The following is a 15,702-nucleotide window of genomic DNA, read 5'->3' as shown; positions in this document are numbered from 1 at the left end:
CTGGACCCCGGACGTGACGTCGGGGCAAGAAGGATGCGAGGTGCGCGAGTGAGACGGTTCTGGCGAGGATCGGCGGCCGCTGCCGCCCTGACGGCCGTCCTCGTCGTCGCTGCGGGCGTCACGCCCGCGAGCGCCGACAGCTACCCGTCGTGGGACGACGTGCAGGCCGCGAAGAACAACGCGAGCGCAGCGCAGGCCGAGGTCGACCGGATCAACGGTCTCCTTTCGGGTCTGCAAACCGCCGCGAACGCCGCGGGCGACCTGGCCGTCAAGCGGCTGGGGGAGTACGGAACCGCCGAGGCCGCCCTGCAGACCGCGACCGCCAAGGCGCAGGGTCTGGCCGAGAAGGCGCAGGAGGCATCGGCCCAGGCGGATGCGCTCAAGGCCCAGAGCGGCAAGCTCGCCGAGCAGCTCACCCGCGCGGGCACCTCATCCGTGTCGCTCCGGTTGTTCCTCAGCCCGAACGCGACGCGCTCCGACTCCCTGCTGTACCAGCTCGGCGCGGTGTCGAAGCTCGCCGACCAGGCCAGCTCGCTTTACGCCAGGGCGAACGCGCAGAAGAACCTCGCCGCGTCGCTCAGCGAGCAGGCGGCCAGCGCCCAGAAGGTGCGCGACCAGCTCGCGGTGGATGCGAAGAAGGCTCTCGACGTCGCGACCGCGGCGAAGCAGGCGGCCGACGCCCAGCTGGCCGACCAGAAGAAGCACGCCGACACGTTGTACGCCCAACTGGCGACCCTGAAGAACACCGAGGCGGCCGTCGAGAAGTCGTACGCCGAGGGGGAGGCAGCGAGACAGGCGGCCGAGGCGGCCGCGAACCCGGGCGGCGGATCCGACGGGTTCGCACCGCCTCCCGGCATGGTGGTCGACCCGGCGGGAGCTCAGGCGTACGCGGCCAGCCGCCTCCCGGCCTTCGGCTGGGGCGGCGAGCAGATGAGCTGCCTGATCAAGCTGTGGAACCATGAGTCCGACTGGCGGGCGGACGCGTACAACACGTCGAGTGGCGCGTACGGCATCCCGCAGGCCTGGCCCGCCAGCAAGATGGCGTCGGCCGGCCCGGACTGGCTGACCAACCAGAACACGCAGGTCAATTGGGGCCTCGACTACATCAATCGCGCCTACGGCTCTCCGTGCGCCGCGTGGACCTTCGAGATGAGCCACGACCCCAACTGGTACTGAGCGCGTCCCTCTCCCAAGCACCCCCAGTCCCAAGCAAACAGCTCCTGAGTTTTTCGCTCCGATCCTGACGAATCGGGCGAAAAACTCAGGAGCTGTCGGCGGGGGAGGCTGGGGTCAGCTGGCGGGGGTGGTCGCGGAGCCGCCGCGCGAGCGACGACGGCGACGACGCGGAGCGCTGTTGCCGTCGCGGTGCTGCGATCCGCCGCCGTCGTGCGTGCCGGCGGCCGGCGCCTTGGCCTCGCCGCCCTCGGATGCGGAGCCCTCGGGAGCCGTCGAACCCTGCGACGCACCCTGACCGGAGCCGCGCGTGCGGCGACGGCGGCTGCTGCCGGAACGCTCCCCGCCCTCCGGGCCCGTGGAGTCGGTGCGGCCGCCGCGCGGCGACTCGGTCGCCTTCACGGCCGGGGTCGGCTTCAGCCGGCCCTTGACGCCCTGCGGGATGTCGAGGTCGGTGTACAGGTGCGGCGACGATGAGTACGTCTCGGTCGGCTCCGGCTGACCGAACTCGAGCGCCTTGTTGATGAGGGCCCACTTGTGCAGGTCCTCCCAGTCGACGAACGTCACGGCGATGCCGGTCTTGCCCGCGCGGCCGGTGCGGCCCGCGCGGTGCAGGTAGGTCTTCTCGTCGTCCGGAATGGTGTGGTTGATGACGTGCGTCACGTCGTCCACGTCGATGCCGCGGGCGGCGACGTCGGTGGCGATCAGGATGTCCTTCTTGCCCGCCTTGAACGCGGCCATGGCGCGCTCGCGCTGCTCCTGGTTGAGATCGCCGTGCACGGCGGCGGCGTTGAAGCCGCGGTCGTTGAGCTCCTCGACCAGCTTGGCGGCGGCGCGCTTGGTGCGGGTGAAGATCACGGTCTTGCCGCGGCCCTCCGCCTGCAGGATGCGGGCGATGACCTCGTCCTTGTCGAGCGAGTGCGCGCGGTAGATCAGGTGCTTGATGTTCGCCTGGATCTGGCCCTCGTCGGGGTCGGTCGCGCGGATGTGCACAGGGCGGGTCATGAACCGGCGCGCCAGCGCGACGATCGGGCCCGGCATGGTCGCCGAGAAGAGCATGGTGTGGCGGGTGGCCGGCGTCTGCGCGAACAGCTTCTCGATGTCGGCGAGGAAGCCGAGGTCGAGCATCTTGTCGGCCTCGTCGAGCACCATCTCCTGCACGCTGCCGAGGTTCAGCAGACGCTGACCGGCGAGGTCGAGAAGGCGCCCAGGGGTGCCGACGACGATCTGGGCGCCGCCCTTCAGCTGGGCGATCTGGCCTTCGTAGGCCTTGCCGCCGTAGATGCTGGCGATGGAGGTCGGGCGTCCGGCGGCGGCCGTCTCGAGGTCTTCGTAGACCTGGATGGCCAGCTCGCGGGTGGGCACGACGACGAGTGCCTTCACGCCGGGCTCGGGGTTCGGGCCGAGGCGCTGAATGAGGGGGAGGCCGAAGCCGAGGGTCTTGCCCGTTCCGGTCTTCGCCTGGCCGATGATGTCCTGGCCGGTGAGCGCGAGCGGGATGGTCTGCGTCTGGATGGGGAACGGCTCGATGATGCCCTTGGCGGCGAGCTGATCCACCATGTCCTGGTCGATGTTGAGTTCTGAGAAAGTCACTGGTGAATTGCCTGTCGATTCGATTGGAGTGTCCACGCCCTGTTTCTCTGTCGCAGGCGTAGGGCCGCCGATCCTGCGCCGACGGCGTCCCCAGCCTACTGGACGGTCCCGATACACTGCTGAGCGTGTCGACTTGGTTCACCCGGCGACGGCCCTCCGTCGAGCTCCCGCGCCTGACTCCGCGGGCGCGCACGCTGCCGACCGTCCGCGTCGACCTGCACGAGGTGATGCCGGATTTGCTGCCGTACCTGGGTCAGTCCGCGTACCTCCAGCTGGAGCAGTTCGAGACGCTGTCGCGTGTCGCAGCCGAGGCGGAAGACCTGCACGCGAAGGGCCTCATCTCGGCGGCCGCCGGTCATGCCCTGTCGAAGCATCAGGGGATCGTGGCTGAGATCCGGCGCCGAGGGGACGACCCGGCCGACGCCATGAAGCCGTTCGCGGATGAGATCGAGGGCTTCAGCGCGCTCATCGTCGGCGCGGACTGGCGCGAGACGCTGCTCTCCGCCCTGGTGACGGGCGGCCTGCTCGACGACTTCTTCATCCGGCTTGCCGCCGGACTGCCGGGCGACGTCGGACCGCGCCTCGCCCACCTCCTCGGCTCGGAGTCCGGGCAGGAGGGCGTGCTGGAGGTGCTGCGCGCGCAGATCGCGGCCGACCCGCTGCTCGCGTCACGGCTCGCGATGTGGGGCAGGAGGCTCGTCGGCGACACGCTGCTCGTCGCGCGGTCCGCACTGCACCTCTCGGGGAACAGGATCGCCGACGATGCGCGCATTGAGCCGATCTTCACGGAGCTGATCGCCGCGCACACGCGCCGGATGGATGCGCTCGGCCTGACCGCCTAGGCCTGCGTCTGCGGCCTCGACGGGGATCTCGTCGAGAACCACCCCGGTGGCACTGCGCACGGTCGGAGAAAGTGGCTGAAATCTCCGACGCACCGCGGAGTGGATGGAGGTTCGGGGGCGATCGGGTGAGATCTCCGACGTGGCCGGAACTTCGACGGCGAGGCATCTGCTGTCGCCGTCGCGGACGATGTGCGCGACGCGGTTCTCGCCGCGCCGGAATGCGGCCGCGTCAGCGCGCGACGGCGCCCTTCGCCAGCGCGTGGAGCATGCGGTCGTCGTTGGCGGCGCGGATGCGGCCGATCAGCAGGTCGGCGACCGCGACGATGAGTGCGGTGCCGAGGAGCGTGATCCACCAGATCCAGCCGCCGTCCCACTTCAGGCCGGCCCAGGTGAGCGCCACCCAGAGCACGGCCGACGAGACGACGCCGACGGCCGGGATGAGCACGGAGCCGTGCGTGTGACGGTTCGGCAGCAGATAGCGTCCGGCCAGGCCGATGATGGCCCCGCCGAGGACGACGAAGAGCAGTTCCACGAGTGGAGGCTAGCCGACGAAGCCGATGCGGCGCGATTCCTCGGTGCCGATCTCGACGTACGCGATACCCGCGGTCGGGACGACGTAGAGCCGGCCCTTGTCGTCGGTCAGCTGCAGAACACCGGTGCCGCTGGCGAGTGCGCTCTGCACCTGCCCGGCAAGCTCCTCGGCCGACTGCGACGACTCGAAATTGAGTTCGCGGGGGGCGTTGACGATTCCGATGCGGATCTCCACTGAGGTGCCTTTCGAGTCTGACCGGCGGGTGTGAGTTCAGACTACGGCACACGGCTCGCGGCCCCCGCTCGCGTTCTCTGTCGGCGGACGCCGATACCGTGAAGGACATGATCGCTCGAGGCTTCCGGATGCACCCTGCCGGCACCCTCGCATCCCTTGCTCCCGCAGGTGGCGCGGCGCTCGACGGCTCGCAGTCGGAGGTGCTCCTGCTGCCGGACGGCGCCTCCGCCGCCGTGCTCGGAGCGCCCGGCACGGGCAAGACCACGACGCTGGTCGAGGCGCTGGCCGAGCGCGTGCTCGACCGCGGCTACCGGCCGGATGAGGTGCTGGCGCTGAGCGCCTCGCGCACCGCGGCGACGGCGCTCCGCGACCGCATCGCCCTGCGCCTCGGCGTTCCGACGCAGGGTCCGCTGGCGCGCACGGCGACCTCGCTCGCGTTCCAGCTCGTCGGCGAGCGGGCGCGGCGCATCGGAGCAGAGCCGCCGCGCCTCCTCACCGGAGGCGAGCAGGACCAGATCATCGCCGAGCTGATCAACGGCCACCTGGAGGACGGAACCGGCCCGGTCTGGCCCGACCCGCTCGTCGAGGAGGTGCGGACGTTGCGCGGATTCCGCACAGAGCTCCGCGAGCTGATGGCACGCTGCGCCGAGCGCGGCGTCACCCCCTCCCGGCTTTCCGAGCTCGGCGCGATCACCGGCCACGACGAGTGGCGTGCCGCCGCCCGCTTCATCGCCGAGTACCAGCTCGTCGTCGACAGCTATCGCGGCGGCTTCGTGGACTCGGCCGAGCTCATCGCGTCGGCGGTCACGGTCATCGCCGAGGGCAGCTCGCTCGACGGCCTGCGCGCCGTCTTCGTGGACGACCTGCAGGAGGCCACGGTCGCTACCCTGGCGCTGCTGCGGGCGCTGGCGGCACGCGGCGTCGCCGTCGTCGCGTTCGGCGACCCGGATGTCGCATCCACCACCTTCCGCGGAGCGCAGACCACCGCTCTCGGGCAGCTCGAGAGCCGTCTCGGGGTGCCGGTGACCCGGTTCGTGCTGACCACCGCTCACCGCCAGACGCCCGCGCTGCGCGAGCTGACCGCCCGGGTGACCGAGCGGATCGGCACGGCGGCGGCCGGCGTGCAGCGCATGGCCGCGGCAGGCCGACCGGAGCCGGAGCAGTCGAATACGGCACGGGCAGATGCGGACGGCGTGGATGCCGCCGACCGCCGCCCCGAGATCGTGCGGCTCGTCGCCGTGTCCGCCCCCGCGGAGGCGTCGAGGCTGGCCCGCAAGCTGCGCGAACGTCACCTGCTCGACGGCGTCCCGTGGAGCTCGATGGCCGTGGTGGTCCGTTCCGGCGCCCATGTGCCCGCCCTCTCGCGCGCCCTCGCGGTCGCTGAGGTCCCGACGACGACGAGCATCGCCGGCCGTCCGTTGCGCGACGATTTCGCCGCCCGCCAGCTGATCACGATCGCCGGCGTGCAACTCGGCGCGATCGAGCTGACGCCCGCGGTCGCCACCGAACTGCTGCTCGGGCCGTTCGGCGGGCTCGACAGCGTCAGCCTGCGACGGCTGCGCCTCGCCCTCCGCCAGGAGGAGCTCGCGGGCGACGGCAACCGCCCGGGAGACGAGCTGCTCGTGGAGGCGCTGCAGCATCCCGCGCACCTGGCAACGATCGACGCGAGCCCGGCCCGCCGGGCGGCGCGCCTGGCCGAGACGCTGCGATCCGGCCGCGAGAAGGCGGAGAACGGCGCCTCGATCGAGGAACTGCTCTGGCACGTCTGGGAGCGCAGCGGCCTCGCCGCCCGCTGGCTGGAGCACTCGGAGCGCACGGGCATCGTCGCCGACGAGGCGAACCGGCACCTCGACGGCGTCGTCGCGCTGTTCACCGCCGCCCGCCGCTTCGTCGAGCGCTACCCGGAGCGTCCAGCCTCCGACTTCGTGGTCGAACTCCTCGGCGCGGAAGTCCCGGAAGACACCCTGGCCGCCCGGACTGCGGGCGACGCCGTGCTGGTCTGCACGCCGAGTGCCACCATCGGGCGCGAGTTCGAGGTCATCGTCGTCGCCGGGCTCCAGGAGAGCGTCTGGCCGAACCTGCGCCTGCGCGGTTCGCTGCTGCGTCCGCAGGAGCTCGCGGACGCGGTGGAGGGCCGCACCACCGAGACCGAGGACGAGCGCGCGGAGGTGCTCGGCGACGAGCTGCGGATGTTCGCGTTGGCCGTCTCGCGCGCCCGCGGCCAGGTGATCCTCACCGCCACGGCCAACGACGACGAGCAGCCCTCGCCGTTCCTGCGCCTCGCGACCGACCTGGCCGTCGACGACGCGGACGACGGCGCCCATCCGCTTTCCCTCCGCGGCATGGTCGGCCGGCTGCGTCGCCGCCTCGCCACGACGGGCGCACCCGACGCGGCCGAGGCGCTCGCCCGCCTGGCGGACGCGGACGTCGAGGGCGCCGATCCCGCCACCTGGTACGGCCTGCTGGAGCCGTCGACGACCGAGCCGCTGGTCGACCTGGACGACCCGGAGGCCGTCGTCCGGGTGTCCCCGTCGCGGCTGGAGACATTCGAGAAGTCGCCGCTGGCCTGGTTCGTGGACACGATGGCCGCTTCGCCGAGCGGACTCGCCGCGGGCATCGGCACCGTGGTGCACGCCGTCATGGAGGAGGCGAGCACGAGCGACGATCGCGACCTCAGCGTCGAGCGGCTGTGGCAGGGCATCGAGCGCCGGTGGGGCGAGCTGGCGTTCGAGTCGCCGTGGCTGGAGGAGAAGGAGCGCCGACGGACGCGGACCCTCACGGCCGGAGTATCCGAATACCTGCGGGACTTCGAACGCGCCGGCGGCACCTTGCTGGGCTCCGAGGGCGCTTTCGAGTTGCGCCTCGGCCGGGCGTTGGTGCGGGGGACGATCGACCGGGTGGAGCGCACACCGGACGGCACGGTCGTCATCGTCGATCTCAAGACGGGAAACCGCACGCCCTCGGCGGCGGAAGCGGCCGAGCACGCGCAGCTGGGCGCCTACCAGCTCGCCCTGGAGCACGGGGCCGTGGAGCAGGCCGCCGACCTGCCGTCCGGTGGCGCGAAGCTGCTCTTCGTCGCCAAGGGCGTCCGCGGGAAGGGCTACCGCGAGGTCGCTCAGGACCGCGTCGACGACGAAGGGCTCGACCGGCTGCGAGAGCGCGTCGCGCGGGCGGCCGACGGCATGGCGGGCGCGACCTTCGCCGGGGTCGTCGACCTGGGCGAACGCGACCCGCACGGGAAGTACGAGTACCGCATCCACCTGGTGCCTGCGGTGAGCGCGGGAGGAGGAGCATGACGGACGAAGCGACGCACGTCGACGACGAGAGCCTCCTGGAGTGGGCGACCGAGCAGGCGGAGCTCGACCTCGTCGAGCAGGCTTTCTCGCTGGCCGAGACGGAGGAGGAGCGGCCGCGCCCGTCGCGTGCGCTGAGCGCGGGGGACATCGCCGAGGCTCTCCGGCTGCCCATCCCGACCGCCCAGCAGCAGGCGGTCGTCGAGGCGCCGCTCCGACCCGCGATCGTGGTCGCGGGAGCCGGCAGCGGCAAGACCGAGACGATGGCGAACCGGGTGGTCTGGCTGCTCGCGAACGGCCACGTTCGAGTTCCCGAGATCCTCGGCCTGACGTTCACCCGCAAGGCGGCGGGCGAGCTGGCGGGCCGCATCCGCACCCGTATCGAGCAGCTGGTCGCGTCCGGCGTGACCGAGGTGGAGTTCGACCCGTTCGACGCCCCGGCGGTCGCCACCTACAACTCGTTCGCGAACGCGATCTTCCGTGAGAACGCGCTGCTGATCGGCCGCGAGCCGGAGTCGGCGGTGCTCAGCGAGGCGTCGGCGTGGCAGCTCGCCCGCCGTCTCGTCGTGACCAGCACCGACGACCGCCTGGTCGAGCTCGACCGGGGCGTCGAGGCGGTCACGACCGCGGTCGTGACGCTGAGCCGGGCGCTCAGCGAGAACGTCGCCGACCCGGACGACGTCGAGCGGATGGTGGAGCACTTCGCGCGCATCGCCGAGCTGCCGACGGGCAACGGGCGCGTGAAAGAGCTCTACGCCTCCGTGCGCTCGGCCGTCGACGCGGTCGGGTCGCTCCCTCCGCTGCTCGATCTCGCCCGCGCCTTCGCCGACGAGAAGCGCCGTCGCGGATTCGTCGAGTACTCCGACCAGGTGGCCCTCGCGCTGGATGTGAGCGAGCGCCTCCCCGCGGTGGTCGCCGACTACCGCCGGCGCTACCGCGTCGTGTTGCTCGACGAGTATCAGGACACCTCCGTCGTGCAGACGCGCCTGCTCTCGACGCTGTTCGCCGGGCAGCCGGTGATGGCGGTCGGCGATCCGCACCAGTCCATCTACGGCTGGCGCGGCGCCAGCGCGGCCAACCTCGGCCGATTCTCCGCCGACTTCACCGGTCAGCGCGCTGGGGCGGAGGGCGGAGCGGCCGAGTACGCGCTGAGCACCAGCTGGCGCAACCCGACGCGCGTCCTGGATGCGGCGAACGCGCTCGTGGAGCCGCTGACCGCCGCCTCGCCGGTGCACGTCGAGCGCCTGCAGCCGCGCCCCGGCGCCGTCGCGGGGGAGCTGACGGCGGTGTTCGAGCAGACGGTTGCCGACGAGGCCGAGACGGTGGCGCGCTGGCTCGGCGCACGGCTCGGCGAGCGCGACGACGACGGCGTCCCGCCGAGTGCTGCGATGCTCTGCCGGTCGCTGAAGAAGATCGACGTGTTCACGTCCGCGCTCGCCCGCCACGGCATCCCGTATCACGTGCTCGGGCTGGGCGGCCTGCTGGAGCAGCCGGTCATCGCCGACCTCGTCAGCGCCCTGCGGGTCATGCACGACCCCACCGCGGGTTCCGAGCTGATCCGGCTGCTGACGGGTGCCAAGTGGCGCGTCGGGCCGAAGGACATCGCCGCGCTGCGGGAGGTGGCGTCGTGGCTCGCCGAGCGCGACCACCGGTACCAGCGACTCGATCCCGAACTGCGTGACCGGCTGCGGCGATCGGTCGCGGGGGAGGAGTCGGCATCCCTGGTGGATGCGCTCGACTTCGTCGTCGAGGCGCCCGACGACCACGGCCGGTTGGCGGGCTTCAGCCCGGAGGGTCTGGCGCGGATGCGCGACGCCGGCCGACGGCTCGACCACCTGCGGTCCCGGGTTGGGCTCGACCTGCTCGACCTCGTCACGCTGGTGCAGCAGGAGCTTCTGCTCGATATCGAGGTCGCCGCGAACGAGACCGCTCAGCTCGGTCAGGCGAGCCTCGATGCCTTCGCCGAGCAGGTCGCCTCCTACCTCGCCGCGGACGACCAGGCGACGCTCGGCTCCTTCCTGTCGTGGCTCGCGGAGGCGGAGCAGCGCGACAACCTGGCCCCGCGCAGCGAGGAGCCGGAGCCGGGCACGGTGCAGATCCTCACCATCCACGGCGCGAAGGGCCTGGAGTGGGATGTCGTGGCCGTGCCGCGCCTCGTCGACGGTGAGCTCCCCGGGCCGCCGCAGAGCCGCAAGGGCTGGCTGGCCTTCGGGCAGCTGCCGAACGAGTTCCGCGGAGACTCGGCCGAGCTACCGGTGATCGCGTGGCGCACCGCCGAGACCCAGAAGGACGTCAACGACTCGATCGCGGCGTTCGAGGAGGAGAACCTCGCCCGGCACCTCGACGAGCAGCGCCGGCTGATCTACGTCGCTGTCACCCGGGCCCGGCAGCGGCTGCTGCTGTCCGGCTCGTACTGGTCGACCCAGACCAAGCCGCGCGGCCCCGGCTCGTACCTGCTCGAACTGCAGGAGGCGGGTCTGCTGCCGCCGGACGCCTTCCCGGACTGCGACGAGCCGGAGGAGAACCCGCTCGCGCTGACCGCATCCACCGTGACCTGGCCGCTGGAACCGCTCGGCGCCCGCCGCACACGCGTCGAGGCGGCGGCCGAAGCCGTGCGCCGTGCGCGTGAACGCGGGGCAGGCGACGGCGGTGTCTACGCGCGCGACCTCGACCTGCTGCTGGCCGAGCGCGCCCGGCGTGCCGAAGAGGCAGGCCTCGTGGAGCTGCCCGCACGCATCCCGGCCTCGCGGTTCAAGGACTACGTGACCGACCCGGCATCGGTGGCGGCGACCCTGCGCCGACCGATGCCGGAGCGCCCGTACCGCCAGACGAGGCTGGGCACCCTGTTCCACCGCTGGGTGGAGGAGCGCTTCGGCACGGTCGCGGGCGCGACCGACGTGCTCGACGCCCACGTCGCCGAGCTGGACGACCTCGCGGGCGACGTGCTCGAGGCCGAGCGCTTCGAGGAGCTGCGCGCCACCTTCGAGCGCAGCCAGTGGGCCGGGCGGCGTCCGGAGGAGGTGGAGCTGGAGATCCACATCACCCTCGCCGGGCAGGTGGTCGTCTGCAAGCTCGATGCCGTCTACCGGGCGGAGGACGGCCTCCACGACTACCAGATCGTGGACTGGAAGACCGGCAAGGCGCCGCGCGACGCGGACGACCTCGAGCGCAAGCAGCTGCAGCTCGCGCTCTACCGCCTCGCGTTCGCCCGCTACGCCGGGATCGACGCGGAGCGGATCGACGCGGTCTTCTACTTCGTGGCCGACGACGCGGTCGTGCGGCCGGAGCGCCTCTACGCGGAGGAGGAGCTGACGTCGCTCTGGTCGTCGGCGACCGGCTTCATCCCGCCCGAGCGCCCGTAGCCTCCGGCGTCCGTGCGGTCTCCCGGAGTCCGGTCCAGCATGGCCTCCACATCGCCGATCGCCATGATCGGGCCGGTCGCCGTCGACAGCGGGTTCATCGAGTTGCTGCGGACGCGGTCCACGAGGCCGTCGAGCATCTCCACGGCGTCGTCCACGATCGTCTGGTCGCGCACCTCGCGCCCGTGGAGCAGCCATCGCGCCACCTCGAGTTCGGCGTACAGCATGGCGCGCTGGGTGAACTGGCGGTCGGTGGCGACCTGCCGCGTGGAGGCGTAGGCGCCCAGGGCGCCGTCGGTCGCCACCGGGTTCATGGCGAGCAGCCAGTGCAGGTCGCGCGCCGGGTCGCCGACGCGGAGCGCCGACCAGCCGAGCACGGCGGTGACGACGTCGTCCTCGACGAGGAACGAGTCGGCGGTGAGGGAGCCGTTGATGACGGTCGGCTGGAACTGCCAGATCGAGTGGTCGGCCGCCGCATCCCGCCAGCGGTCGCGCAGAGCGACGGGCAGGAGACCGGTGGATGCGGCCGACTCGATCACCGAGTTCGCCGCGGTGAGGCACTCGGCCGACGACATCACCGGGAGACCGGCCTCGCCCACGAAGGCGGTGGGAAGCGCGTGGATGGCCGCGATGGCGTGCCCGATCGACCCGGCCAGGCCGTCGCCCGGCGGCACCTCCTCCACCGCGATGTGCTCGCCGGGGAGGAAGTCGTAGACGACGGCGCGCGTTCCCGCGACCGGCGCCTGGCCGAGGTAGCGGGGCACCTCGAACGGGAGGCGGCTGCGGATGCCGGTGGTCAGCGCGCGCAGCGCGACCAGGTCGGCGCTCTGTTCCGTCTCCGCGATCTGGTTCGTCGGCACGCGCACGATGACGGTGGAGCCGTCCCTCGTCGACAGCAGCGCCGAGTCGAACTCGCCTGCGCCGCTCCTGGTGTAGCTGCGGGCGCCGGAGACGTCGAGGTCGGGAACGGCCGAGGTGGCCAGCGCGGCTAGAGTGAAGTGGGATCTGGCCATGCACCTAGGCTAATTGGACCTCCCTGCGACGGCCGTCCGCCACGCCCCGAAAGGACCTCGATGTCGTCCGCCCCGACTCCCGCCCTTCCCCTCGCCGCTCTTCCGCTCTCGCGGCACGCGACCGATCGCGACCATGCCGCGAGATCGCGGCCTGCCCTGTTCGACGAGCTCTGGGAGGAGCCGACGACGCGCGTGCTCGCGCTGTGGAAGGGACGGGCGCTGCTGACCGCGGAGAGCGTCGCGGCCGCGACCCCTGCCGCCGACGGCTGGTCGGCTCCGGACGCCGGGCCGGCCGAGCTGGAGCTGCTCCCGGTGGACCGCGTCACCTCCGCGCTCATCCGGGTGTACCTCGGCCGCACGACGGTCGCGTCGGCGACCGAGCCCGCAGGCACCGCCGTGGTGCTGCAGGTGCTGACCGACGCCGCGGCGCAGGAACTGGAGCCGGACGAGGCCCGCTGGGGCAACCTCCGCACCGTCGCCACGGCGCTGAGCGACCGCGACGCCGGCCTCTTCACCGAGGCGCTCGCCATGGCGAACTGGCACGCGACGCACACCCACTGCCCGCGCTGCGGATCGCCGACGGTGGTCGAGCAGGCCGGCTGGGTGCGGCGCTGCCTGGAGGACGGCTCCGAGATCTTTCCGCGGACCGACCCCGCGGTCATCGTGACGGTGCTGGATGCGGACGACCGGCTCCTGCTCGGCTCCAATGCGATGTGGGAGAACTCCCGCTATTCGCTGCTCGCCGGGTTCGTCGAGCCGGGCGAGTCGTTCGAGGCGGCCGTGGAGCGCGAGATGTTCGAGGAGGCGGGCATCCGCGTCGTCGACGCCCGCTACAAGGGCTCGCAGCCGTGGCCGTTCCCGGCATCGGTGATGGTCGGAATGACGGCGCGGTTGGCCGACGATCAGGCCGCGAGCGCGCTCGACCCGGACGGCGAGGAGATCCTCGACGTGCGCTGGTTCACCCGCGATGAGCTGTGGGCGGCGCGCGAGCAGATCATCCTGCCAGGACGCTCGTCCATCGCGCGCGCCCTCATCGAGGACTGGTACGGCGGCCCGCTCGACGAGCCGCCGGCGCCGTGAGCACCGCGCTCTCCGGCCCGGACGCCCTGCTGGCCGGGCTGGATGCGCAGCAGCGGGTCGCGGCGGAGGCGCTGTTCGGTCCGGTGTGCATCCTCGCCGGTGCCGGAACCGGCAAGACCCGCGCGATCACGCACCGCATTGCGTACGGCGTCGCCTCCGGCGCCTATGCGCCCGGTCGTGTGATGGCGCTCACGTTCACCGCGCGCGCCGCCGCCGAGCTGCGCGGGCGCCTGCGCCAGCTCGGCGCCGGGGGAGTGTCCGCGCGGACCTTCCACTCCGCCGCCCTCGCGCAGCTGAACCACTTCTGGCCGCAGGTCGTCGGCGGGCAGCTGCCCTCCGTGCTCGACGGCAAGGGCCGCATCCTGGGGCATGCCGCCGAGCGGTTGAAGGTGAAGGTGGACACGGCCACCCTCCGCGACGTCGCCGCGGAGATCGAGTGGCGCAAGGTCTCGGGCCTGAGCATCGAGCAGTACACCGCCGCCGACCGGCCGACACCCGGTTCTCTGACCGCGACGCAGGTCGCCGATCTGCTGCAGTCGTACGAGGACCTCAAGGACGAGCGCAAGCAGATCGACTTCGAGGATGTGCTGCTCGCCTGCGCCGGGATGATCGAGTCGGAACCGGCGGTCGCCCTGCAGGTGCGCGAGCAGTACCGCTTCTTCGTCGTCGACGAGTACCAGGACGTCTCGCCGCTGCAGCACCAGCTGCTCAGCCTGTGGCTGGGCACGCGCCGCGACCTGTGCGTCGTCGGCGACGCCAGTCAGACGATCTACTCCTTCGCCGGAGCCCGCAGCGAGTACCTGCTCGGGTTCGAGCACGAGCATCCCGGAGCGACCGTGGTGCGGCTGGAGCAGAACTACCGCTCGACGCCGGCCGTGATCGACACAGCAAACCGGCTGATGCGGGGGCGGTCCGGCGCGTTGACGCTGCGCCCGGCCGAGGTCGCCGGTGGGCAACCGTCCGGTGACCCCGTGACCGAGCCCGCCTCCTTCGAGGACGATCGGGCCGAGGCCCGGGCCGTCGCCGGACGCATCGCCGCCGAACTGGCCGCGGGCGCACGCCCGGAGCACATCGCGGTGCTGTACCGCGTGAACGTGCAGGCGGCGGCACTCGAGCAGGCCCTCGGCGACCTCGGGATCAGCTACCAGATCCGCGGCTCGAAGCGGTTCTTCGACCTGCCGGAGGTGCGGCAGGCCGTTATGTCGCTGCGGGCAGCCAGTCTCGCGGCCACCGAGGACCCGCTGTTCAAGTCGGTCAGCGACGTGCTGCGCTCGCTGGGATGGTCGGTGCAGCCGCCCGAGGCCCGTGGAGCCGTCCGCGAGCGCTGGGAGTCGCTGAACGCCATCATGGGCCTCGTGGATGAGCAGCCGCCCGGCCAAACGCTCCGCGGCTTCACCGACGAGCTGCTCGCCCGGCAGGCCGGTCAGCACGAGCCGACGATGTCGGCTGTGACCCTCGCGACCCTCCACGCGGCCAAGGGCCTCGAATGGCCCTCGGTCTACCTGATCGGACTCAGCGAGGGGCTCGTCCCGATCAGCTACGCGAGCACCTTCGAGCAGATCGACGAAGAGCGTCGCCTGCTGTACGTCGGCATCACGCGAGCGCGTCGCAGCCTCCACCTCAGCTGGGCGGCGCGCGGCAACCAGCCTGGCCGGCCCCAGCTCCGGCAGCCGTCCCGCTTCCTGGCGGAGCTGCGGCCGACGGTCACGGCGGAAGGCCGAGGCACCCGCACTCCGGGTGCGGCTCCCACGCGACGCTGACCCAGTCGGCACCGCCCCATTCCGAGCGAGTTCGGAGCGACCGCCAGCTCACCCCGACCGGTGGCGGCGGTACCGACCGTCCGCGCGCCGCGGCGATCCCCGCGAGCACCAGCGTGGCGGCACGGGCACCGACGATCGCGGAAACGATCGCGTCCTCGCCCGGTGGCGGCAGCGTGTGCAGCTGGGTGGCCATCACCGGCCACGCCGGGTCGGCGGCCGTGCGGTGAAGGTCGACGCACCGAAGGCACGGCGCCACCCCGGGTCGTACCCATGGGCCGACGGTGACCCCGGCATCCCCGAACACGATCGGCAGATGGGGGATGTCGCGTCGCAGCCAGCGGGCGGAACGCTGCGGCTCGATCGCATACGAGCCGACCAGGATCGCGGCCTCCGCGCGATCGAGCGCGGGGTCGTCCCACGCGAGTCCGCCGCGCACCTCCGCGCCCGCATCGGTCAGCATCCGCGCGAGCTGCGACGCCGTCGGTCCCGTCGCGTCGAGCACGACGAGCGGCGGCCGGTCGGGCGGTCGCTCGTCAGGGCTCCCTGAGCCGTCATCGCGTCCGCCAACCGAGCCGTCACCGCGTGCCAGCACGGGCGCGATGCGCTCCAGCAGCGCCGCGGCCGCGCCCGGCGGCGCGCCGCCCCGCTCGGCGAGCAGCTGCAGACCTTGCCGGGTGACTCCGCAGGCGAGCGCGGCGAGCATCCGTTCGTCGGCCGCGCTGACGCCGTCGAGCATGAGCACCGGCTGCTCCACACCGAACTGCAGGCAGTCGGGAGTGCGCCAGACGCGTTGGATGCGGGGGTCGAGTGCCAGGGCCATCCC

11 protein-coding genes are annotated in these 15,702 nt (G+C 72.2%); 6 read left to right on the top strand and 5 right to left on the bottom strand.

The annotated features are described in order from the left end of the window. Nucleotides 1-48: 48 nt before the first annotated feature. Nucleotides 49-1,176: a coiled-coil domain-containing protein gene (locus tag ACF1AJ_RS06645; RefSeq protein WP_391506635.1), complete on the top strand. Its 1,128-nt coding sequence runs from the start codon at nt 49-51 to the stop codon at nt 1,174-1,176. 114 nt (nt 1,177-1,290) lie between these two features. Here ACF1AJ_RS06645 and ACF1AJ_RS06640 read toward each other — a convergent pair whose 3' ends face one another. Further along, nucleotides 1,291-2,766: a DEAD/DEAH box helicase gene (locus ACF1AJ_RS06640; protein WP_391506634.1), complete on the bottom strand. Its 1,476-nt coding sequence runs from the start codon at nt 2,764-2,766 to the stop codon at nt 1,291-1,293. Nucleotides 2,767-2,891: 125 nt separating this feature from the next. On the opposite strand from ACF1AJ_RS06640, the gene ACF1AJ_RS06635 reads away from it, so the two are divergent. Further along, entirely contained in the window at nt 2,892-3,608 is a 717-nt protein-coding gene (locus tag ACF1AJ_RS06635) for a ferritin-like fold-containing protein (protein WP_309858258.1), read from the top strand. A 229-nt stretch (nt 3,609-3,837) separates the two neighbouring features. On the opposite strand, the gene ACF1AJ_RS06630 is transcribed toward ACF1AJ_RS06635, so the two are convergent. Next, nucleotides 3,838-4,140 carry a hypothetical protein gene (locus ACF1AJ_RS06630; RefSeq protein WP_391506633.1) on the bottom strand — a complete coding sequence of 101 codons (303 nt, stop codon included), beginning with the start codon at nt 4,138-4,140 and terminating at the stop codon, nt 3,838-3,840. Between the two features lie 9 nt (nt 4,141-4,149). Continuing rightward, nucleotides 4,150-4,374, bottom strand: a complete 225-nt coding sequence (locus ACF1AJ_RS06625; RefSeq protein ID WP_309858263.1) for a DUF3107 domain-containing protein — start codon at nt 4,372-4,374, stop codon at nt 4,150-4,152. A 107-nt stretch (nt 4,375-4,481) separates the two neighbouring features. On the opposite strand from ACF1AJ_RS06625, the gene ACF1AJ_RS06620 reads away from it, so the two are divergent. Both ACF1AJ_RS06620 and ACF1AJ_RS06615 read left to right on the top strand, forming a co-directional pair. Continuing rightward, nucleotides 4,482-7,670, top strand: coding sequence for an ATP-dependent helicase (locus tag ACF1AJ_RS06620; protein ID WP_391506632.1), 3,189 nt, complete (start codon nt 4,482-4,484; stop codon nt 7,668-7,670). Then, nucleotides 7,667-11,029 carry an ATP-dependent helicase gene (locus tag ACF1AJ_RS06615; RefSeq protein WP_391506631.1) on the top strand — a complete coding sequence of 1,121 codons (3,363 nt, stop codon included), beginning with the start codon at nt 7,667-7,669 and terminating at the stop codon, nt 11,027-11,029. Before ACF1AJ_RS06620 ends, ACF1AJ_RS06615 begins: the two co-directional genes overlap by 4 nt. On the opposite strand, the gene ACF1AJ_RS06610 is transcribed toward ACF1AJ_RS06615, so the two are convergent. After that, entirely contained in the window at nt 10,960-12,039 is a 1,080-nt protein-coding gene (locus tag ACF1AJ_RS06610; protein ID WP_391506630.1) for a phosphotransferase, read from the bottom strand. The two genes, ACF1AJ_RS06615 and ACF1AJ_RS06610, sit on opposite strands and share 70 nt — an antisense overlap. A gap of 60 nt (nt 12,040-12,099) precedes the next feature. Here ACF1AJ_RS06610 and nudC point away from each other — a divergent pair, with 60 nt between their 5' ends. Both nudC and ACF1AJ_RS06600 read left to right on the top strand, forming a co-directional pair. Then, nucleotides 12,100-13,119: an NAD(+) diphosphatase gene (gene nudC, locus ACF1AJ_RS06605; protein WP_391506629.1), complete on the top strand. Its 1,020-nt coding sequence runs from the start codon at nt 12,100-12,102 to the stop codon at nt 13,117-13,119. Beyond that, the gene (locus tag ACF1AJ_RS06600) at nt 13,116-14,879 is read left to right on the top strand and encodes an ATP-dependent helicase (protein WP_391506628.1); all 1,764 of its coding nucleotides are present in this window, start codon (nt 13,116-13,118) and stop codon (nt 14,877-14,879) included. The genes nudC and ACF1AJ_RS06600 overlap by 4 nt, the downstream gene beginning before the upstream one ends. Here ACF1AJ_RS06600 and ACF1AJ_RS06595 read toward each other — a convergent pair. Next, nucleotides 14,824-15,699 (bottom strand): hypothetical protein, encoded by an 876-nt coding sequence (locus ACF1AJ_RS06595; RefSeq protein ID WP_391506627.1) that lies wholly within the window; start codon nt 15,697-15,699, stop codon nt 14,824-14,826. The two genes, ACF1AJ_RS06600 and ACF1AJ_RS06595, sit on opposite strands and share 56 nt — an antisense overlap. Nucleotides 15,700-15,702: the final 3 nt, after the last annotated feature.

The organism is Leifsonia sp. NPDC014704 (genome assembly GCF_043083605.1).
In the GTDB taxonomy this organism is placed as follows: domain Bacteria; phylum Actinomycetota; class Actinomycetes; order Actinomycetales; family Microbacteriaceae; genus Leifsonia.
The sequence above is the reverse complement of the archived record's forward strand: the minus strand, read 5'-3'. Positions and strand labels throughout refer to the sequence as shown.